Origin of the sequence: Virgibacillus phasianinus, assembly GCF_002216775.1 — a bacterium.
GTDB lineage: Bacteria > Bacillota > Bacilli > Bacillales > Amphibacillaceae > Virgibacillus_F > Virgibacillus_F phasianinus.
Map to the genome: position 1 here is coordinate 3042038 of NZ_CP022315.1, position 20395 is coordinate 3062432.

Annotated in this window: 22 protein-coding genes and 1 riboswitch; of the genes, 18 read left to right on the forward strand and 4 right to left on the reverse strand. The window is 36.9% G+C overall.

Annotation, left to right across the window (positions count from 1 at the left end; translation table 11 throughout):
* The first annotated feature begins 7 nt into the window (after positions 1–7).
* From CFK37_RS14660 to CFK37_RS14675, 4 genes are all read left to right on the forward strand, one after another.
* Positions 8–724 carry a response regulator transcription factor gene (locus CFK37_RS14660; protein ID WP_089062566.1) on the forward strand — a complete coding sequence of 239 codons (717 nt, stop codon included), beginning with the start codon at positions 8–10 and terminating at the stop codon, positions 722–724.
* A complete protein-coding gene (locus tag CFK37_RS14665) occupies positions 724–2481 on the forward strand; it encodes an ATP-binding protein (RefSeq protein ID WP_089062567.1) in 1758 nt (585 codons plus the stop codon). Before CFK37_RS14660 ends, CFK37_RS14665 begins: the two co-directional genes overlap by 1 nt.
* Positions 2482–2541: 60 nt before the next feature.
* Positions 2542–2722, forward strand: a riboswitch (cobalamin riboswitch).
* A gap of 179 nt (positions 2723–2901) precedes the next feature.
* Positions 2902–3342, forward strand: a complete 441-nt coding sequence (locus CFK37_RS14670; RefSeq protein WP_089062568.1) for a DUF4430 domain-containing protein — start codon at positions 2902–2904, stop codon at positions 3340–3342.
* A gap of 6 nt (positions 3343–3348) precedes the next feature.
* Positions 3349–3864 carry an ECF transporter S component gene (locus CFK37_RS14675; protein WP_089062569.1) on the forward strand — a complete coding sequence of 172 codons (516 nt, stop codon included), beginning with the start codon at positions 3349–3351 and terminating at the stop codon, positions 3862–3864.
* 136 nt (positions 3865–4000) lie between these two features.
* Here CFK37_RS14675 and CFK37_RS14680 read toward each other — a convergent pair whose 3' ends face one another.
* Positions 4001–4255 (reverse strand): ferredoxin, encoded by a 255-nt coding sequence (locus CFK37_RS14680; protein ID WP_089062570.1) that lies wholly within the window; start codon positions 4253–4255, stop codon positions 4001–4003.
* Between the two features lie 107 nt (positions 4256–4362).
* Between CFK37_RS14680 and CFK37_RS14685 the strand changes: the two genes are divergently transcribed.
* Genes CFK37_RS14685 through CFK37_RS14700 form a run of 4 tightly spaced genes read left to right on the forward strand, consistent with a single transcriptional unit; the run spans position 4363 to position 7961 of the window.
* Positions 4363–5424 carry a YpbB family protein gene (locus tag CFK37_RS14685; RefSeq protein WP_157724856.1) on the forward strand — a complete coding sequence of 354 codons (1062 nt, stop codon included), beginning with the start codon at positions 4363–4365 and terminating at the stop codon, positions 5422–5424.
* A complete protein-coding gene (locus CFK37_RS14690; protein ID WP_089062572.1) occupies positions 5417–6973 on the forward strand; it encodes a RecQ family ATP-dependent DNA helicase in 1557 nt (518 codons plus the stop codon). The genes CFK37_RS14685 and CFK37_RS14690 overlap by 8 nt, the downstream gene beginning before the upstream one ends.
* 48 nt (positions 6974–7021) lie before the next feature.
* On the forward strand, positions 7022–7609 hold the full coding sequence (locus CFK37_RS14695; protein WP_089062573.1) for a CPBP family intramembrane glutamic endopeptidase: 588 nt from the start codon (positions 7022–7024) through the stop codon (positions 7607–7609).
* Positions 7602–7961, forward strand: coding sequence for a hypothetical protein (locus CFK37_RS14700; protein WP_089062574.1), 360 nt, complete (start codon positions 7602–7604; stop codon positions 7959–7961). The genes CFK37_RS14695 and CFK37_RS14700 overlap by 8 nt, the downstream gene beginning before the upstream one ends.
* A 341-nt stretch (positions 7962–8302) precedes the next feature.
* On the opposite strand, the gene CFK37_RS14705 is transcribed toward CFK37_RS14700, so the two are convergent.
* Genes CFK37_RS14705 through CFK37_RS14715 form a run of 3 tightly spaced genes read right to left on the reverse strand, consistent with a single transcriptional unit; the run spans position 8303 to position 9433 of the window.
* Complete coding sequence (locus CFK37_RS14705) at positions 8303–8872, reverse strand: manganese catalase family protein (protein WP_089062575.1); 570 nt, start codon at positions 8870–8872, stop codon at positions 8303–8305.
* Positions 8873–8931: 59 nt separating this feature from the next.
* Positions 8932–9195, reverse strand: a complete 264-nt coding sequence (locus CFK37_RS14710; RefSeq protein ID WP_089062576.1) for a spore coat protein CotJB — start codon at positions 9193–9195, stop codon at positions 8932–8934.
* Positions 9188–9433, reverse strand: a complete 246-nt coding sequence (locus CFK37_RS14715) for a spore coat associated protein CotJA (protein ID WP_089062577.1) — start codon at positions 9431–9433, stop codon at positions 9188–9190. The genes CFK37_RS14710 and CFK37_RS14715 overlap by 8 nt, the downstream gene beginning before the upstream one ends.
* Before the next feature lie 129 nt (positions 9434–9562).
* On the opposite strand from CFK37_RS14715, the gene CFK37_RS14720 reads away from it, so the two are divergent.
* The 10 genes from CFK37_RS14720 (at position 9563) to rpsA (ending at position 20345) form a co-directional block, all read left to right on the forward strand.
* The gene (locus CFK37_RS14720) at positions 9563–10336 is read left to right on the forward strand and encodes a metallophosphoesterase (protein WP_089062578.1); all 774 of its coding nucleotides are present in this window, start codon (positions 9563–9565) and stop codon (positions 10334–10336) included.
* Positions 10337–10438: 102 nt separating this feature from the next.
* The gene (locus CFK37_RS14725) at positions 10439–11017 is read left to right on the forward strand and encodes a genetic competence negative regulator (RefSeq protein ID WP_089062579.1); all 579 of its coding nucleotides are present in this window, start codon (positions 10439–10441) and stop codon (positions 11015–11017) included.
* Positions 11018–11204: 187 nt separating this feature from the next.
* Positions 11205–12485, forward strand: coding sequence for a Glu/Leu/Phe/Val family dehydrogenase (locus tag CFK37_RS14730; protein ID WP_089062580.1), 1281 nt, complete (start codon positions 11205–11207; stop codon positions 12483–12485).
* Between the two features lie 438 nt (positions 12486–12923).
* Positions 12924–13901 (forward strand): YpdA family putative bacillithiol disulfide reductase, encoded by a 978-nt coding sequence (locus CFK37_RS14735; protein ID WP_089062581.1) that lies wholly within the window; start codon positions 12924–12926, stop codon positions 13899–13901.
* Positions 13902–13936: 35 nt separating this feature from the next.
* The gene (locus CFK37_RS14740) at positions 13937–14920 is read left to right on the forward strand and encodes an asparaginase (protein ID WP_089062582.1); all 984 of its coding nucleotides are present in this window, start codon (positions 13937–13939) and stop codon (positions 14918–14920) included.
* A gap of 97 nt (positions 14921–15017) precedes the next feature.
* Positions 15018–15689 carry a glutamic-type intramembrane protease PrsW gene (gene prsW / locus CFK37_RS14745; RefSeq protein ID WP_089062583.1) on the forward strand — a complete coding sequence of 224 codons (672 nt, stop codon included), beginning with the start codon at positions 15018–15020 and terminating at the stop codon, positions 15687–15689.
* 200 nt (positions 15690–15889) lie between these two features.
* Entirely contained in the window at positions 15890–16636 is a 747-nt protein-coding gene (gene sleB / locus CFK37_RS14750; RefSeq protein ID WP_245837393.1) for a spore cortex-lytic enzyme, read from the forward strand.
* Between the two features lie 15 nt (positions 16637–16651).
* Positions 16652–17995, forward strand: coding sequence for a germination protein YpeB (ypeB, locus tag CFK37_RS14755; RefSeq protein ID WP_089062585.1), 1344 nt, complete (start codon positions 16652–16654; stop codon positions 17993–17995).
* 335 nt (positions 17996–18330) lie between these two features.
* The gene (gene cmk / locus CFK37_RS14760) at positions 18331–19011 is read left to right on the forward strand and encodes a (d)CMP kinase (protein WP_089063670.1); all 681 of its coding nucleotides are present in this window, start codon (positions 18331–18333) and stop codon (positions 19009–19011) included.
* Between the two features lie 203 nt (positions 19012–19214).
* Entirely contained in the window at positions 19215–20345 is a 1131-nt protein-coding gene (gene rpsA, locus CFK37_RS14765; RefSeq protein WP_089062586.1) for a 30S ribosomal protein S1, read from the forward strand.
* Positions 20346–20395: the final 50 nt, after the last annotated feature.

The window sequence follows — 20395 nt, forward strand, 5'->3', positions numbered from 1 at the left end:
ATCACACATGGATGAACATGCAAAAATATTAGTGGTAGACGACGAAGACCGAATCCGCCATCTCATCAAAATGTATTTGGATCGCGAAGATTTTATAGTTGAGGAAGCTGATAATGGTGCTGACGCGTTGGGGATGGCACTTGACAATGAATATGATGTTATCTTACTTGACATTATGATGCCTGGAATGGACGGTATAGAGGTATGTCAGGAACTAAGGAAAGAGAAACAGACACCTGTGATTATGTTAACAGCTAAGGGTGAAGAAGCAAATCGTGTCCAAGGATTTGAAGTAGGTACAGATGATTATATTGTAAAGCCTTTCAGTCCACGTGAGGTAGTGTTACGTGTTAAAGCGATACTTAGACGATCAACCCAGTCCAGCTTCCATGAAAGTGATACGATACCTAAGGATATGTTAGTGTTTCCCCATTTATCCATCAACCATGACGCACACCGTGTTCTAGCAGATGGGAAAGAAGTAAGTCTAACGCCAAAAGAATATGAGCTCTTATGTTTCCTTGCGAAAGCACCGGACAAGGTTTTTAATCGGGAGCACCTGTTAAAAGAAGTGTGGCAATATGAATTCTTTGGTGATCTACGTACGGTGGATACACATGTGAAACGTTTACGGGAAAAATTAAATCAAGTATCTAATGAGGCATCCAAGATGATTGTAACAGTATGGGGTGTTGGATATAAATTTGAGGTAGATGATGTTTAATGTTCTGGCGTAGTGTAGTCGGGAAACTAGCGGTAACTATTTTATTGCTAGTTTCTTTTGTATTATTTATTCTGACCATCTTTTTGCTTGAGTTTTTTGAGAACTTTCATATTGATCAAGCAGAAAAAGATTTACAGCAAACAGCAACAAAGGTAGCTGAGATGGTTGAGCAGTACAATGATGATAAATTAATTCATGAAACAACTAATCGTATCAAAGACGCTTCCAGCCGAATCGCAATTATTTTGGACGACGGAACGCTTTGGGTATCAAAAAGCAGCAATGATGATTTACCTTCCTTCCAGCCGGGATGGATTAAAAATGACAAAACATTAGAAGAAGTCATATCGAAAAACCAAAATGTTAAAAAGCAGATTACCATACCAAATAGTGAAAGCAAAGTCATGATAGTGGGTACTCCATTTGGCGATAAAAACGGTGCCGTCTATGTTTATCAATCATTAGATGTAGTTGATCAAACAAAAGCGGAGACCACTAAAATAATTTTTCTCGCAGCTGGAATAGCAATAATATTAACCACCATTTTTGCCTTTTTCCTTTCAACAAGGATCACTTCTCCATTAATTAAAATGCGGGAAGCAGCATTTGACCTTACAAGGGGAGAATTTAATACGAAGGTGCCAATTTTAACACATGATGAAATTGGGGAGCTCGCAATGGCCTTCAACAGAATGGGAAGACAATTGAAATTCCATATTAACGCATTACGTCAGGAAAAAGAACAGTTGTCAGGTATTGTTAGTTCGATGGCAGATGGTGTTATTACGCTCAATCGCAATGGGGATATGATTGTCACAAATCCTCCAGCACGACAATTTATTGAAAGCTGGTATTTTGAAAACAGCAGCCAACAGTCTGAATCACATAATCAGCTGCCAGGAGATCTAAATCTTATTTTACAAGAGGTTATTAAAAGTGAGGAAGCAGCAATACATGAAATAAGTCTGCAGGGCAGAAACTGGGTGATGATCATGACTCCATTGTATGATCAATCCTATGTACGCGGTGCTGTAGCTGTTATTCGGGATATGACGGAAGAACGCAGGTTAGATAAGCTCAGGAAGGATTTCATTGCAAATGTTTCGCATGAGTTACGGACGCCAATATCCATGCTGCAAGGTTATAGTGAGGCTATCGTAGATGATGTCGCAGAGTCGAAAGAAGACAAAAAGGAGTTGGCAAAAATAATACATGAAGAATCACTTCGAATGGGTCGTTTAGTCAATGAATTATTGGACTTGGCTCGTATGGAAGCTGGGCATATTCAGCTAAACTTAGAAAAAGTAGAGGCAAATGCTTATATAAATCGTATCATTAAGAAATTTAACGGAATAGCGCAGGATAATAATATTAACTTAACACTGCAAACAAATATTAAAGAAACCTTTATTCTGATTGATCCAGATCGATTGGAGCAGGTATTTACCAACCTGATAGACAATGCGATTCGGCACACGAATAAGAACGGTTTTGTAAACGTAAATGCAGCGATCCATAACGACGAATTACGCGTTTCAATTGCTGATAGTGGAAGTGGTATTCCGGAAGAGGACATTCCATTTGTGTTTGAACGCTTCTACAAAGCGGATAAATCTAGAACTAGAAATAAGGAAAAAAAGGGGACGGGCTTAGGGCTCGCAATTGCTAAAAATATAATTGACGCTCATCAGGGCACCATTTCCGTTAAAAGTAAATTAGATGAAGGGACAACATTTACGTTTAAAATTCCTCTTTAAAAAACATTAAAAAATTGCTTATCCCGTGATAGTTTGGTAGCATTACAAGGTAAACTAATTGAATACAATAAGTGAAAATGGTGCATATGCTTAAAAGGGAACCTAGTGAAAAGCTGGGACTGTCCTCGCAACTGTAAATGATGTACGAAATAAGTGAATCCACTGTATGGAATCATATGGGAAGGGCTTAAAGTAGGATGATATCAGAAGTCAGTAGACCTGCCTTTTCTCATGTTTCAATGCTTCGAGGATCAAGCGACTTGAGATAACCGGAAAATAGTTTTTTGTGATAAATTATTCGATTGTCTTATTAAGCTAACTCTTCTTTGAAGAGTTAGCTTTTTTAATTTATCATCATAGATGTTTATCCGGGTATCTGCCGTCTATTCCTCACAATTATATACTTGGAGGTTTTAAGGAATGAGCAAGATGAAGTTATTTCTAGTTTCATTAATAGCTGTTATTGGTATTCTAGGTGGGTGCAACTCTGAGGGTGCAGATAATGAGCAATCAAATGTTGCAAATAATCAACCAGAATCAAGTGAAAGTAATGCATCGGATAATGAAAACCAAGAAAAGATGGTAACTATCTCCGTTACAAAGAAAAAAGGGGAAGAAACCGTTACAAAGAAAGAAGTCCCAATTGAGGATGGAGCAATTCTTATGGACGTGATGAAAAAAAACTTTGATCTCAAAGAAGATGGAGGATTTATCACAACAATTGAAGGAATAGAAGCCAAGAAAAGCGAGAAAATGGCTTGGATGTATTCCATTAATGGAGAGTCAGCAAGTGTTGGAGCAAGTGATCTTGAACTAACACCTGGAGATTCCGTCAACTTTGATTTACACTCTTGGGAATGATAAGGAATGAACACGTATAAAATGACATTACTTGCGCTCCTGGCAGCGCTTGGTGTAGTCGGAAGATTTGCGTTTTCTTTTATTCCAAATGTTCAACCAGTTACTGCAATCATTATTATTTGCGGCTTGTTTCTTGGACCAATTGCTGCTATGACGTTGGCAGTGTTGACTGCATTTCTGACCAATATGATATTAGGAATGGGAATATGGACAATTTGGCAGATTGTTGCCTGGGCAATAATTGGATTGATCAGTGGGATCATTGGAAAATACAGAAGAAAACATTCCTTACTGCTGCTAACCATTTTCGGAGTCTTCTGCGGATATTTATATGGGTTTGTCCTCTCGTTAACGACATTTACAATAGCTGGTGAATTCATTCCGTATTATTTGGCGGGACTTCCATTTGATACAGCACATGCAATCGGAAACGGTGTATTTATGGTTTTTTTATATCCAATCATTTCGTACTTTTTTAAAAAATATGCAAAAGGACGATTCTATCTGCAAAATACCAACTAACACAAGTTGGTATTTTTTATGTTGACTTTAGATTTGTCACAAATTAGTATAAGGATAATACCTTTTTGCTAGGTGTAGTGATGTTTTGGACATAATGAAATGTGACTTTTCAATATAGTTAATGGAATTAGTAGTCTTATTCTTCTTCAAATCGTAATGGGTTTCCTTCAAACTTTTCATTTGATAATTTTACAGAATCCGTTGGACAGCCTTCAAACGCATCAATCATATCTTCTTCAAGCGGTTTTGGTATTTCTGCAATTCCTTCATTGTCATCAATAATTACATACGCAAGACCTTCATCGTCATAATCATATAAATCTGGTGCACTTGCGCCGCATGCTCCACATGCAATGCACGTTTCTTTATCTACAATTGTATATTTAGGCATGATAAGTCTCCCCTTGAGCTAAACTTCCATTCTTTTATTGTAAGACGTAAACATATACAATTCAACCAATGGTAGTTTTAATAAAAACTTTTATTAGGAGCAATGACATGTTAGCAGATGGAATTATATTAGAAAGCAGCTTACGGTTCAACCGCAGCCGGACGTGTTCAGCAATATATCATTTAATTTCCGGTAGAAAATCGATCCAAACTGTTCAGGACTCTCATATCTATCAATTAAGGAACTTATACGGAATTAATCGTTCATTACATAAACATGATTATGACAAAAAGGTAGCTGCGATGGTCTCTGATCAACTGCTGGAATTGCATGAATCAATGGGATGTTTGGTAACTTCAAAGGGAATCGCCTGGTTGAAAGAGCACAATAAATCTCTTAAATTGCATGAATTTAATGGGATAATGTATCACACCTCATCACCGATTTTTCATGATCGATTGTTATTGCTCATTCAAACAATGTCGAATAGCTGTAATAATTATTATTCATTTATCCCTATTAATGATAAAACACCAATAATGCGTTGGGTGAAAACTATCTTTCAGCAACTAAATCACCAAAGAGAGTCCTTTTTTCAACAGCTTTATAAGGAGCTTTATCAATTAATGGATTCATTCTCGGATGAGGAGGCGTCGATGTATGTTGATCATTTATCCGGTTATCATCATTACGGAAAAAGTACGGATCAATTGGCACATGACTATGACAAAGAAAAAATTGATATTCCTTTTATCCTTGAGCGGATGAATCATTCGCTATTAGGTAACATATATCGTGATCCTGCTAGGTTTCCTGCACTTAAAATGCTCCTTAAGGATCTTAGGAATAACCAGTTTATTACAAATTCAGCAAAGCAAACCTTTCAATTGTTGAAGGAAAACTATTCAATTGAAGACATTGGCCAGATTCGGAAGCTAAAAGAAAATACTGTCTATGACCATATTGTGGAGGTTGCTTTGTTCACGGATAATTTCCCGATAATAGAATACGTTTCAGAGCAGGAGCATAGTCAAATAATGGCGGCAATAAAGAGTGAGAACACTTATAAACTAAAAGCAATAAAAGAGATGATTGACCGGGATATCAGTTATTTCCAAATCCGGTTAGTTCTCGCAACTATGCAAGATGCAGGTGATCAGCATGAATGAAATAATAAATAACAATGAATTAGAACGGGAATTACATGATCATTTTGGTTACACATCGTTTCAAATTGGCCAAAGGGAAATAATAAATGATGTTATGCAGGGTAAAGATGTATTAGGAGTACTTCCTACAGGCATGGGAAAGTCAATGTGTTTTCAGCTTCCTGCCAAACTTTTAAACGGAACTACAATTGTGGTTTCACCACTAATTTCACTTATGATTGATCAAGTGAAACAGCTTAAAGCATCAAACTTTAAAAGAGTAGTAGCATTGAATAGTTTTTTAAGTCCTAAAGTACGGAAGAAAGTATATAGCCTGTTAAATCAATATAAGTTGATTTATGTCTCGCCAGAACTATTGCAGCAAAGGGAGTTAATGGATTATCTAAAACAGGTGAGGGTGGATTTGCTAGTAATTGATGAAGCGCATTGCATATCCCAGTGGGGCCATGATTTCCGTCCTGATTACTTACGGTTGAGCGAAGTAGTTGCTGAATTGAATAATCCATCCGTATTGGCCTTGAGTGCAACTGCTACAAACGAAATACAGCGGGATATTAAGCAGGTACTTCAACGTCCAAATATGGTTGATCACATTTACCCAATGGACCGTGAGAATATTGTCTTCTCTGTAGAAAAGCTGGCCAATGACATGGAAAAAAATGAAAAAATAAGCCGAATATTTCATCGTATTTGTGTTCCCACTATTATTTATTTTTCAAGTCGAAATGCAACGGAACAATTTACAGCATTTTTATTAAATGAGCACCCTTCTTTGCGAGTGGCTTTCTATCATGGAGGAATGGAAAACGTAGATCGTATTTCGATACAGCAGCAGTTTATGAACGATCAATTAGATGTTATCTGTTGTACAAGTGCTTTTGGGATGGGGATCAATAAAAAAGACATACGGTTCATCATCCACTATCATTTTCCAACACAACTGGAGTCATTCATTCAAGAAGTCGGCAGGGCCGGGCGGGACGGGAATGAAAGTGTCAGTCTCGTTCTCTATTCTGAACACGATTATTTTCTTCCAGCAAGGTTAATCGAGCATGAACTACCACAAAAAGAAGCGTTAGTCTATGTTTTCCAACAACTTTATAGAATGTATAAACAATCAGAACAAATTCCATATAAGGTAGAATTGATTGAAACACTCTTTCATCTTAATGATAGTCAATGGCGATTTTTACACTATCATCTTGAAAAGCATGGTATGATAAAGGGAAATCAAATCATTTATCAAAAGGAAAATTGGAAGGCCGCTTTTCATTCAATCAACTCAATTGTTTATAATCGTATCCAGTTAAAAGAACAAAAGTTACTTCAGATGACTTCCTGGGTAGAAACGAAAAGTTGTCTTAGGGAGCAGCTTTATAAAGGATTTCAATCAACATTTAAGCAGCCGCTGCACGCTTGCTGCAGCAATTGTGGATTTAATCTGGAAAATTGGAATCCAATCCCAACTGTTATTGAACAGCGTAACCAGTCATGGAAAGAAAAACTATCAGCTTTATTTTCAACCGAAGGGGCTGCAAAGGTACCATAAGTCAATTAATTTCGTGAAGATTTCTGCTTGGCAACATTGGAGGCAACCATGCGTAAACAGAGTGATATTATCAAACAATTATCTGATCATGACCTTAAGGTCCAATTGATTATATCCCAGCTTGTTCTGATTTTCATAGGTTTCTTTTTAAGCAACTTTTTATTTGATTCCCTTGCTATGTGGATGGATTACCTAACGTTTTCCATTTTTGATGTCTTGTATTATGGAGTTATTCCTGGAATCTTGATTGTGCTATTTGATTTAGCATGTATGTATACATTTCCGAAGAAACATTATGACGATGGGGGCATTAACGAGAGGATCTTCAGCAATCTGTCTGTGGGTGAAATTTTCTTTTTAACACTATTAATTTCGATAGCGGAAGAATTATTATTTCGTGGTGTACTCCAAACCTCATTTGGTTATTCTGTTGCAAGTTTATTATTTGCCTTGGTGCATTTTCGATATTTACAGAAGCCTGTGTTGTTAGTTTCTATATTATTTGTCAGTTTCTATATTGGATATATATTTGTGTTAACTGAAAGCTTATTGGTAACGATTGTGGCTCATTTCATGGTTGATTTTATTCTTGGACTGGTAATACGTTTTCAAAAAAGAGGTGCTAAGTATGACTGAGAAAAACACGGCAGAAGAGGAACAGGCAAATGACCTCCATAAATTATTTAATGAAATACAAGGGAACGAAAATGAAAATAATCGATCTAGTGATGCAGAAAATAATGGTGAACCGAAAAAAACAGAACCAACCGACAGAATTAATAAGAATAGCGAATTCACGCGGGATATTGATATCTTAAATCTTCCTCCTCGAAAAGAGGTTCATGGTAATAGAAAGAACCACACTAGAATAAAAATAAGTAAGCCATTCGTTCGATTCAGTGTTGTTATTATTCTGCTAATACTTGTTTTTTTAGTCGTTTATTATTTTTGGCAAGAGGAATTAATCCAATTGTCCATGAATTTATAATATGTAAAAAGGGTGTCACTGAAGCAGCGACACTCTTTTAATTTAGACTATTTTCTATAAGATGTTTTTTCACAAAATCCATAAACTGCGACGTATGCGCTAGATTGTTTTCCGCTGCAGACCATTGCTTTTCGAGGGCAAGAATTAAGCCTCCTCAAGAAACCCGCAAGGCCACTGAAAAAAGTAAATGTAGTACAAAATAGGTGGATCTATCATTGCATCTTGAATATACTGCGCTTTCCGTAGCGGTCGCTGGACCACCAAACATGATTTTTAGTTATGTCGCAATTTATATAAACTACGGTGATATTTGCGACAAACTATGCGAAAATAGTCTCAATCTAAAATATTTTTTTGCGGTCTCGTTCTTCCTTCAGTAATTCAACAGCTTCTCTAAATCGCATCGAGTGAACAACTTCTCTTTCCCGCAAATAGCTAAGACCGTCATTCAAATCTGGATCATCACTTAAATTAATGATCCATTGATAGGTTGCCCTTGCTTTTTCCTCAGCCGCAATATCTTCATATAAATCAGCAATAGGATCACCTTTAGCCTGGATATATGAAGCCGTCCATGGTGTTCTATCCGTATTTTCTGGGAACAAAGCAAGGCTGTGACCAGTGTAGTGACCACCTAACCCTGCTTCATCCATTTGCTCCGCTGTGGCATCTTTAGTCAGTTTATAGATCATAGTAGCAATCATTTCCAAATGGGCAAATTCTTCTGTTCCAATATCATTTAATAATCCAGCTACTTTATCCGGAATTGTATACCGTTGATTTAAGTAACGTAACGCTGCAGACAATTCTCCGTCAGCGCCACCGTATTGTTCAGTGAGAAGCTTAGCCAGATGTGGATTACAGACACTTACTTTTACCGGATATTGAAGTTTTTTTTCATAATACCACACAACATGTTTCCTCCCGTCTATTGTAAAACTAAATATCATTATCCAAATCGTTTACCTTTTTAAACCTGCCATGGCCACGGTGTGTCATCCAAATCCCATGGATAGTTCGAATAGCTTCTACCAAAGTTCATAAGTGGTCCGAACTTTTTTTCAAAGGCGATCTTTAATTGTTTGCTTTTTTGAACATTTAAATTAAACTGTTCGATTGCATCATAATCATGATTATGTGTATCCAAATACAAATTCAATTCAACCAAGACAAAATCAACTTCTTGGATTTCTTCAAGCAGTTGATAATATTCAGGTGGCATGGTTTTACTCATTTGTATCACCCCTAACCTTTGTATTTGGATTTGGCCATGGGCTGGATAGAGCAGGCCATAATGTACCATGGAATAATGCATCTTCTGGATTATATTGTGGTAATCCTGGCGGTTGAAAGTTGATATATAATTGGGGAGGGGTTGGATAGCTTTTTACTCTGATGGGTTTGCATGGATCATATGGGCTGATGTATGGTTCCCAATATTTAAACTGTGTAAATTCATGATTTCCTTTCATATGGATCTCCTTTCATTATGTTATTTTCAATCTATTCATTTGTATGATTTGATAATTTGTCCTATTCTTTAACTTAATAAAAGTGTGATTGTGTGTTTATAATTGAAAAGATGAAAGGAATAATGATAAATGGCATATATATGGATTATAGGAATTTGTGGTTTATTGATCATTATTTATATGGTTTATTTAGCACATCATGATACAATAGATTATCGAACTGTAAACGATGAGAACGTACCCGCGGGTTTCGATTCTTTTCGGATTTTTTTCATTTCTGATATACATCGAAGAAACATAAAACAGGCAACATTAAATAAAATTGATTCGCATATTGATCTCATCATAATTGGTGGCGATTTAAGAGAAAATGGTGTGCCGCTTAAACGAACAAGAAAGAATTTGGATATGTTGAAAAAGTGGAACAAGTCAATCTGCTTTATCTGGGGTAATAATGATTATGAAGAAAACCCTGTAGCATTATATCAAATGCTTCAAAAAGAAAACATTACAATCCTGGCAAACGATTCAACTCAGGTCAAAGGAAACAACGAACAATATTTCAACCTCGTCGGTCTTGATTGCTGTAAATATAAAGAGGCCCGGTTTGATCTGGCTACAAAGAATATGGACGCTGCCTATACGGTATTGGTAACGCATGCTCCGAGTGCATTTGAAAATATGACGGAAAATGAACAGGATACTGCACATCTGGTGCTCGCAGGCCATACACACGGCGGTCAAATACGTATATTCGGATATGGATTCTACGAAAGAGGCAGCTATACGAAGAGAAGAAATACGAATATCCTAATTAGCGAAGGCTACGGATACACAGGACTTCCATTTCGTTTAGGAACAAAATCTGAATGCCATGTCTTAACATTTGAAAAAAAGGTATAAGTGTATGTGCAATCTGCATGTTAGTTGCATATAGTATTACAAGTAATAAAACACATGGTTTATTAGTGTGGGGCATACTACTGTGTGAAGGGGGTTTCTACATTGCGTATTGAACGTGTTTCTAATGATCAATTCACCATTTTTTTGACATTTGATGACTTGATAGAACGTGGATTTACAACACAAGAACTTTGGCATGATGTTAAAAATGCTGGGAGCCTATTTAGTGAGATGATGTATGAAGCAAGTAGTGAGCTTGGCATTGAATTAGAGGGAATGCTCCTTGTACATGTTCATTTGATGCAGGCGCAGGGAATGCATGTATATGTAACACAGAAAATAGAAGATACTAATTGGGATGAGGATTTTATTGAAATGAAAGTTACATTAGATGAAAGTAATGAATTGATATTTTCTTTTCAGGAATTTGAAGACTTGATTCAGGTTGCAACTTATCTTGATAATATTTCAATCACAGGCGGAAGCGTATATTACATGAACGACCGATATTATATTTTACTGCAGGATGAAGAAATAAATATGTCGTATAAAGAAAATGTTATTGCAATTTTGTCTGAGTTTTCTTCACCAAGTATTGTGACTTCGGCAAGGTTAAATGAATATGGAAAAGTGATTATGAAAAATAATGCAATTGACCAAATAATTGATCAATTTTATTAATGCATAGCCATTGTATACTACATTTTGTAGTGTGGTATACAGTAATATTTGTTATCGTTTTCACGTCAATAAAATAATTAAGGAAAATAAGTTTTCTTTTATTGCATATTTATGATGAACGTGTATACTAATCTCTGAGTACAGCTATATTTATTATAATTGAGTAGATTTACTAGGAGGTAAATTCATGGTAGCCGATAAAGCAGCAGATTCTACTAAAGAACAAAGTAGTAAAAACAACGTATTAACTTCAACAAGGACTGTTGTAAAAACCGCATTGGAAAAGTTAGGTTATCCTGATGAGGTATTTGAACTATTAAAGGATCCTATTCGAATGATGACTGTTAGAATTCCCGTCCGTATGGACGATGGATCAATGAAAATTTTTACTGGTTATCGGGCACAGCACAATGATGCTGTTGGTCCAACAAAGGGGGGCGTTAGATTTCATCCGGATGTAACTGAAACCGAGGTAAAAGCGCTTTCTATCTGGATGAGTCTAAAAGCAGGTATTGTTGACCTTCCGTATGGTGGCGGTAAAGGTGGAATTATTTGCGATCCAAGAGAGATGTCATTTCGTGAACTTGAAGGGGTTAGTCGTGGATATGTTCGTGCGATAAGCCAAATAGTTGGCCCAAACAAAGATATACCAGCTCCTGACGTTTTCACTAACTCGCAAATAATGGCATGGATGATGGATGAGTACAGCCGGATTGATGAATTTAACAGCCCAGGGTTTATAACAGGAAAACCGATTGTTTTAGGTGGTTCTCACGGTAGAGAATCTGCAACGGCAAAAGGTGTTACAATTGTTATTAATGAGGCAGCAAAGAAAAAAGGTATCGATGTAAAAGGCGCAAGAGTAGTAGTTCAAGGATTTGGTAATGCAGGAAGTTTCCTATCCAAATTTTTACATGACGCTGGCGCAAAAGTTGTAGGTATTTCTGATGCATATGGAGCACTTCACGATCCGGATGGTCTAGATATTGATTATTTATTAGATAGACGTGATAGCTTTGGAACTGTAACAAAATTATTTGATAATACTATATCAAATAAAGAATTACTTGAGTTAGATTGTGATATCTTGGTACCTGCCGCTGTAGAAAATCAAATTACTGCCGAAAATGCACATAATATCAAGGCAAGTATTGTGGTTGAGGCTGCAAACGGTCCTACTACATTGGAAGGAACCAAAATTCTATCTGACCGCGGTATTTTACTAGTTCCTGATGTATTAGCATCTGCTGGTGGTGTAACCGTATCCTATTTCGAATGGGTGCAAAATAACCAGGGATATTATTGGGAAGAAGAAGAAATTGAAGACAAATTGAACAAGATCATGATAAAGGCATTTAATTCAATATACAACACGGCAGAAACAAGACGTGTGGATATGCGCTTAGCAGCTTATATGATTGGTGTAAGAAAAATGGCTGAAGCATCCCGCTTCCGTGGCTGGGTATAAAAACAGGAAGTGAAGGCGACTGCTCAGAAGCGGACGCATAAGCAAGGGACCGTAGAGCACATGTTTTTTGTGCTCGGAGTGTTCATTGCTTATGATGGCAGCTTCTAGGAGCCGGAACTGGACTAAAAACAGGAAGTGAAGGCGACTGCTCAGAAGCGGACGCATAAGCAAGGGACCGTAGAGCACATGTTTTTTGTGCTCGAAGTGTTCATTGCTTATGACGGCAGTTTCCAGTTCCCCAAACCGAAATAAATGACGAAAAAACTCCTATCATGTATAGTTAGATAGGAGTTTTTTTGTACTTTAAAAAATATTAATCTTTATCGGTATAAAGTATAAAGTTTAAGGTTTTCGCCATTAGTTCTTGGCGACAGCCAAGATTTTCTAATGATTGCCTAGCAAAACATGAAGTAGATCGCAGTAAAGGAAGTGTAATCATTGCTAAAGGAAGATACCATTATTATTGGCGGCGGCCCTTGTGGGATGTCATGCGCCATTGAATTACAAAATAAAAATATAGATGCTTTAATCCTTGAAAAAGGGAATATCGTGAATACCATCTATAATTTTCCAACGCACCAGATGTTTTTTAGTTCCAGTGAAAAACTGGAAATTGGAGATGTTGCATTTATTACAGAAAAACAGAAACCAGTCAGAAATCAGGCGTTAGCGTATTACCGTTCGGTAGCCGAGCGCAAGAAAATACGTATGAATCCGTTTGAAAGAGTCATTCAAGTGGATAAGACAGACCAGTATTTCCTCTTGAAAACAGAGCAATCTAACACAGGTAAACAAGTGGAATATAAGGCTCGTAATGTGATCATAGCAACCGGATATTATGACCAGCCAAACTATATGAATATTCCTGGTGAAGATTTGGAAAAAGTGATGCATTATTTTAAGGAGGCACATCCTTATTTCAATAAAAATGTGTTGGTGATTGGTGGTAAGAATTCAGCGGTTGATGCCACATTGGAACTCCATAAAGCAGGTGCTAATGTCACCGTATTATATCGTGGTGAAACCTATTCAAAAAGTGTTAAACCTTGGATTCTGCCTGAATTTGATTCATTAGTTCGAAAAGACAAAGTAAAGATGGAGTTTAATGCGGAAGTGTCGGAAATCACGAGTACACAGGTATACTATGAAGTGAACGGTGAAAAGAAAGCACTTGCCAATGATTTCGTTTTTGCAATGACCGGCTATAGACCTGATCTTCATTTCCTTAAACAATCAGGAATCGAAATTGATTTGCAAAGCGGACGACCGCAATTTGACAAGGATACACTGGAAACAAATGTGCCAGGAGTGTATGTCGCCGGTGTAATCGCTGCTGGATATAATAACAATGAAATTTTTATTGAAAATGGCAGACATCATGGTAAAGTTATCGCAGAGGCAATGACCGGCAGATAAAGGTATTTTTATGTGGAAAAGAGGGGGGATAAAACGTGAAAAAAGTAGTAGTATTAACAACCGGTGGAACGATTGCGAGTAAAAAAAATTCAGAATCCGGCTTACTTGAATCAGGTGTCATTAATGGGAATGAGTTACTGGATTTATGTGATATTCCAAGTGATATAAATATTGACATTCAAGTCGAATCTGTCTTTCAAAAAGCAAGTATGCATATTACCTATGATGATTTGTTGCTAATAAAAGAAAGAATCGATGATCATTTGATGAAAGATGAAGTGGCAGGTGTTGTTATTACCCATGGAACGGATACATTGGAAGAGACATCCTATTTTCTTAATTTAGTTACAAATCACGTGAAACCAATCGTGGTAACAGGTTCACAACGATCCCCTGATGAAATTGGGACAGATTCATTTGTGAACATCAAGCATTCTATCCTTGCGGCCTGCAGTAAGGACTTGTGGGATGTAGGCGTTGTCGTCGTGTTTAATGAGCGGATATTTCATTCAAAATATGTAAAGAAAGAACACGCATCGAACATCCAAGGATTTAATTCATTTGGATTTGGTTATTTGGGAATTATAGATAATGGATATGTTCATGTTCACCAAAAACCAATAACAAACGAATTTTTTCAATTGAAAAAGAAATTGCCAGAGGTTGACATCATTAAATGCTTTATGGATTCCGATGACAAATATATTCGAACTGCAAGAGAAGCGAAGGTACAAGGGCTAATATTAGAGGGAGTAGGACGGGGTCAGGTTCCTCCCAGAATGGTTGAGGAAATAAAACAATGTGTAAAAAGTGGAATAAAAGTTGTGATTACAACTTCAGCCGAGGAAGGTGAAGTTTATACTACCTATGATTATTTAGGTAGTGCATATGACCTATATAAAAATGGCGTTATTTTAGGCCGGGACTATGACAGTAAGAAAGCTCGGATTAAACTCATGGTAGGGTTGGCAAGTGAGTACCCGAATATCGAACGGATATACGATCCATCTTATTATTAAGCCATTATTACCATCATTCCAACCTGTTTAGTTTGTATTTGCAATGCATGTAGTTAGTGTTACTATTGAACTACCATAATTGGAATGGGGTTAGACTATGCTTGCCATATTATCTGCTGGTGTTGCACCTGCATTTGCATTAATGTCCTTCTTTTATTTAAAAGATCGATTTACAGAACCGTTACATTTGATAATCCGAAATTTTATATATGGTGCGATATTAGTATTTCCAATCATGTTTATGCAATATGCATTGGAGGCAGAAGGAATTGGAAATGGTGATTTTGTTCAATCATTTTTAATCATCGGTTTTATGGAAGAATTTTTTAAATGGTTTATTTTTATTTATACAATCTATCATCATACCGAATTTGACGCTCATTATGATGGAATCGTCTATGCGGTAGCAATAAGTCTGGGATTTGCAACAGTGGAGAATTCCTTGTATTTGTTATCAAATGGCATTGAATACGCATTCTCCCGTGCATTATTTCCAGTTTCATCACATGCATTATTTGGAGTGATTATGGGCTTTTATTTGGGAAAAGCAAAAATGGAGCAGCATCAAAAAAAAATGAATTTAACCTTTGCTCTCACAATTCCATTTTTGTTGCATGGTGTGTACAATTATATCTTAATAAAAGTTGCAAGTGATTGGTTAATCCTATTGGTCCCATTTATGATATTTTTATGGGTTATTGCCCTTAGAAGGGTGAAGGTAGCCAATGCATCAAAAGTTAGTGCAACCCTGTCAAATAAAAGTAGTTAACTAAGACCCTTTGTTTAACAAACGAAGGGTTTTTTTGATGCCTTAAAAATTTCTGAGAATCAAACGGGCACTTATACTTCCTTAGTTTTTCCATAATTCATGCATAAAAAAGAAACATATTCGAAAAATAGAGTTATGAAGTTCATAAGCTGTCAGGAGGAAAAATAATGCTTAGAAAAATAGGGCTTGTACTAATAAGTATGTATTGTATGACTGTTATTTTACAACCTGCTACCCCTAATCATACGGTATATGCATTCACCCAGCAGGTCATTCAACAGGGGGCTGTTGGGGATGATGTGATTGAGTTGCAATCGAGACTGCAGTATATAGGTTATTACAATGGAGAAATTGATGGAGTATTTGGATGGGGTACGTATTGGGCATTACGGAACTTTCAGTATGAATTTGGACTTGAAGTGGATGGATTAGCTGGTTTAACGACACGAAAGAAGTTAGTAGCTGTTACGGAATATAATTATCGTGCCGCACCAAACAAAAACCAATCTTCTAATACACAGAACTCAAAAGGGAATTCAAATAATAATAATACAGCAGCGACTCCTACCGCTATGAATGTTCCCCAGGGGTACTCACAAAATGATATTCAATTAATGGCAAACGCAGTTCATGGAGAATCACGTGGGGAACCCTATGTAGGTCAGGTCGCTGTAGCTTCCGTAATTTTGAATCGAGTGGAAAGCCCAACATTCCCCAACTCAGTTTCAGGTGTAATTTTCGAACCGGGGGCATTTACAGCGGTTGCTGATGGTCAAATTTGGCTAACACCTGATGAGACATCAAAACAAGCGGTAATCGATGCCATCAATGGATGGGATCCGTCCGGAAACGCATTATATTATTTTAATCCAGCTACCGCTACTTCTGATTGGATTTGGTCAAGGCCGCAAATTAAGAAAATAGGTAAACACATATTTTGTAAATAGAAAGGTGTGATCACATTGGTCCGATGGATTTTGATAACCGTACTTACTCTAGGTATAGTAGGGGTTGGCGTATGGGGGTATCAGGAGCATCAAGAAAAAAACTCTGTCCTGATTCAAGCGGAAAATAACTATCAGCGTGCATTCCATGAATTGACTTATCATATGGATTTACTTCATAACAAAATCGGTACTTCCTTGGCAATGAATTCACCAAATAGTTTATCACCGCAATTGGTTGAGATTTGGAGACTATCTTCCCAGGCATTGTCAGATGTAGGACAACTACCATTAGCATTAATGCCATTTAACAAGACAGAGGAGTTTCTGGCGAATATAGGCGACTTCACCTATGATACTGCTGTACGGGATTTGGAAACAAAGCCATTATCAAAAGAAGAAACAACGAGGCTGGAAAAGTTATATGAACAATCTGGTGACGTAAAAAAACAATTGCGCAAGGTTCAGCATATGGTTTTAAAAAACAATCTGCGTTGGATGGACGTCCAGCTTGCTTTGGCTAACTCTGATGAACAAACGGATAATACCATAATTGATGGATTTAAAACTGTTGAGAAGAAAATTGGAGGATTCACAGAAAGCAATGTGGATTCTACACTCATTGGCACGTCATCCAAAGAGCATCCATACCAATTCTTAAAAGGTTCGAACATCGGTAAAAATGAGGCATTAAAGAAAAGCAGAAAATTATTTAATGTAGACAAAGATGCCAACCTTACTATAACAAAAACAGGTAAAGGTGCCGATATACCTATGTACAGTATCTCTTATCGAGGATCTGATAAAAATGCCTACATGGACATGACGCAAAAAGGCGGACATCCGATTTCACTTTTAGTAAACAGGCCAGTTAATCAGAATAAGATTAGCTTAAATCAAGGACTTGATAAGGCAAAGGCATATATAAAGGAGCAAGGTTTCGATAATATGGTTATTTTTCAAAGTGATGAATATAGTAATATCGGTGTATACTCCTTTTTATATGATGAAAATGGAGTGCGTGTATACTCTGATGCAATTGAGGTAAAAGTGGCATTGGACAATGGAGATATATTAGGCTTTACTGCCAGAAACTATTTTATGAATCACAAAAAACGTGATCTTCCATCACCAGGTATTTCTGAAAAAGAGGCAAGAGACCAGGTTAATCCGGATGTTGACATCCAGGAAAAACATTTGGCTGTAATCGATAATTCAGAAGGTAAGGAAGTTCTCGCATATGAGTTTCTTGGTGTTTTAAATAATGAGACGTTCCGTATATTTATCAATGCAATGGATGGAACTGAGGAAAAAGTAGAAAAATTAGATGGTACAGAGGTAAATTTAGATTTAGTATTATAGGGGGGAGGAAGAACCTTTCTTTCCCTTTTTCCTTAGGTTAGAAAGTATAAACGAAAATATGTCTAGCTCCAGCGCCTAGAAGTTGCGGTCATAAGCTAAACCCATCAGGGGTACGGTCACTTGCTTACGCTTCTTAACGGGGCGCCATGAGCTTTTCTAATGTCAATTTAGCATGATTTTTCGGTGATATATGAAAAAGATAGACCCTGAATTTCCTGCATTATGTTATATTTAATATAGTTAATGCACTTATCTGACTTGGCATTTGCCAAGTTTTTTTAGTAAACTGAAATGGGTAATAACTTTTAGGATGATGAGAGGAATGAATGGGATTAATGAGAGATAATAATATAGCGATAGCAATCGACGGACCTGCGGCTGCGGGGAAAAGTACGGTAGCTAAATTGGTGGCGAAAGAACTGGCATATATCTATATTGATACAGGGGCAATGTATCGTTCTTTAACACTAAAGGCGCTAAACGAACATGTATCGCTTGAAAACGAAGTTGAACTAGCAGCATTATTGTCGTCGACATCAATCGAATTAAGGCAATCAGAGGCAGGACAAAAGATCTATTTAGACAATCGGGATGTAACACGTCAAGTCCGTTCCCTTGAGGTTACAAATAATGTGTCGTATGTTGCAAAACATGCCAGTGTAAGAAAAGAGATGGTTAAACGTCAGCAAGCATTAACAGAAAGACGTGGCGTTGTAATGGACGGCAGGGATATTGGAACTCATGTTATACCTGATGCAGAGGTTAAAATATTTTTACATGCCACTGTGGAAGAGCGCGCAAAAAGACGTTATGAGGAAAATGTTTCAAAAGGTTTTGCGTCAGATTTGGAGGCGCTAAAAAAGGAAATAGAACAACGGGATTTGATTGATACAAAAAGAGAATCTGCGCCGTTAATTAAGGCGGATGATGCCATAGAAATAGATACTACTTCATTATCTATCGATGATGTAGCTGACCGGATTTTAGGTGAGGTAACGAGAGTATTAAAAGAGTAATCTGCTTTTTACACTTTAAAAATGTTAAAAGCTACATCGGTATAGTATAAAAAATCTATACTTTTTAATCTTCAGGGAATCGAAATAATAAAATATTTGGCTAATAGACTGCTTTACTTGACAAATAATTATAAATATTAGAAGTTATAAAAAAGAATGTTTTTATATTGTGTTGTTTTATGTATTTTAAGGAGGCTTTTTAGATGAATGATTCAGGAAATGAAATGATGGAATTACATGTTGGTGCAACAGTTACTGGGACCGTTGTTAAAGTTGAAGATAAACAAGTTCTTGTGGATGTTGGCTACAAAACGGAAGGAATTGTTCCAATTGGTGAACTATCAAACCTTCATATTGAGGTTGCCAGCGATATCGTAAGTGAAGGGGAACAGCTTACACTTATGGTTAAAAAGATGGATGACGATGAGATTATTCTTTCAAAAAAAGCTGTGGATTCCGATAAGGCTTGGGTTGACCTCGAAGAAAAATATAAAAATGGTGAAGTATTTGATACCGAAATAAAAGAGGTAGTCAAGGGTGGGCTAGTTGTTGATGTTGGACTTCGGGGATTTATTCCTGCTTCTCTTGTAGAAACTTTCTATGTAGATGATTTTTCGGAGTATCAAAACACAAACTTAAGCGTTAAAATTGTAGATTTGGATCGAGAGCAAAATCGTGTAATCTTGTCACATCGTGCGGTGGTAGAAGAAGAATCGGCTGCACAAAAACAAGGTATTCTGCAATCGCTTGAAGAAGGACAGGTTTTGGAAGGAACTGTTCAACGTCTGACGAATTTTGGAGTTTTTGTCGATATTGGCGGTATAGATGGATTGGTTCATATATCACAACTTTCACATCAACATGTTGAAAAAGCTTCAGATGTGGTGTCAGAAGGGCAAGTAATTAAAGTGGAGGTACTTTCCGTTGACCGGGATAATGAACGAATTTCACTATCCCACAAGAAAACATTGGCGGGACCATGGACAGACATTGAAGCGAAAGTCTCCCGCGGGGACATTTTAGATGGAACAGTAAAGCGTTTGGTTAATTTCGGTGCATTTATCGAAGTTTTACCAGGTGTTGAGGGGTTAGTCCACATATCACAAATTGCTAATCGTCATATCGGTACACCGCAGGAAGTATTGGAAGTGGGTCAAAACATCAAAGTAAAGGTACTGGATATAAATGAAAAAGAACAAAGAATGTCATTAAGTATTAAAGAATTAGAGCAGGAACAGGAAGCTGCTGAATATAAGAAATATGAAAAGGATGACGACCAATCCAGCTTTCAATTGGGAGATATGATTGGTAACAAGCTTGATAAATATAAATGATGGTAATCAAAGCAGCCCAACGCAGCAGGGCTGCTTTTTCTTACGTTTAA

Excerpts from the sequence above, each read along its gene's own strand:
- CFK37_RS14690 (WP_089062572.1), top strand. The coding sequence starts at position 5,417 with ATGAATGAAATAATAAATAACAATGAATTAGAACGGGAATTACATGAT.
- sleB (WP_245837393.1), top strand. The coding sequence starts at position 15,890 with ATGTATTGTATGACTGTTATTTTACAACCTGCTACCCCTAATCATACG.
- prsW (WP_089062583.1), top strand. The coding sequence starts at position 15,018 with ATGCTTGCCATATTATCTGCTGGTGTTGCACCTGCATTTGCATTAATG.
- cmk (WP_089063670.1), top strand. The coding sequence starts at position 18,331 with ATGAGAGATAATAATATAGCGATAGCAATCGACGGACCTGCGGCTGCG.
- CFK37_RS14670 (WP_089062568.1), top strand. The coding sequence starts at position 2,902 with ATGAGCAAGATGAAGTTATTTCTAGTTTCATTAATAGCTGTTATTGGT.
- CFK37_RS14680 (WP_089062570.1), bottom strand. The coding sequence starts at position 4,255 with ATGCCTAAATATACAATTGTAGATAAAGAAACGTGCATTGCATGTGGA.
- CFK37_RS14730 (WP_089062580.1), top strand. The coding sequence starts at position 11,205 with ATGGTAGCCGATAAAGCAGCAGATTCTACTAAAGAACAAAGTAGTAAA.
- CFK37_RS14660 (WP_089062566.1), top strand. The coding sequence starts at position 8 with ATGGATGAACATGCAAAAATATTAGTGGTAGACGACGAAGACCGAATC.
- CFK37_RS14710 (WP_089062576.1), bottom strand. The coding sequence starts at position 9,195 with ATGAGTAAAACCATGCCACCTGAATATTATCAACTGCTTGAAGAAATC.
- CFK37_RS14700 (WP_089062574.1), top strand. The coding sequence starts at position 7,602 with ATGACTGAGAAAAACACGGCAGAAGAGGAACAGGCAAATGACCTCCAT.
- CFK37_RS14720 (WP_089062578.1), top strand. The coding sequence starts at position 9,563 with ATGGCATATATATGGATTATAGGAATTTGTGGTTTATTGATCATTATT.
- CFK37_RS14685 (WP_157724856.1), top strand. The coding sequence starts at position 4,363 with ATGTTAGCAGATGGAATTATATTAGAAAGCAGCTTACGGTTCAACCGC.
- CFK37_RS14665 (WP_089062567.1), top strand. The coding sequence starts at position 724 with ATGTTCTGGCGTAGTGTAGTCGGGAAACTAGCGGTAACTATTTTATTG.
- rpsA (WP_089062586.1), top strand. The coding sequence starts at position 19,215 with ATGAATGATTCAGGAAATGAAATGATGGAATTACATGTTGGTGCAACA.
- CFK37_RS14715 (WP_089062577.1), bottom strand. The coding sequence starts at position 9,433 with ATGAAAGGAAATCATGAATTTACACAGTTTAAATATTGGGAACCATAC.
- CFK37_RS14695 (WP_089062573.1), top strand. The coding sequence starts at position 7,022 with ATGCGTAAACAGAGTGATATTATCAAACAATTATCTGATCATGACCTT.
- CFK37_RS14675 (WP_089062569.1), top strand. The coding sequence starts at position 3,349 with ATGAACACGTATAAAATGACATTACTTGCGCTCCTGGCAGCGCTTGGT.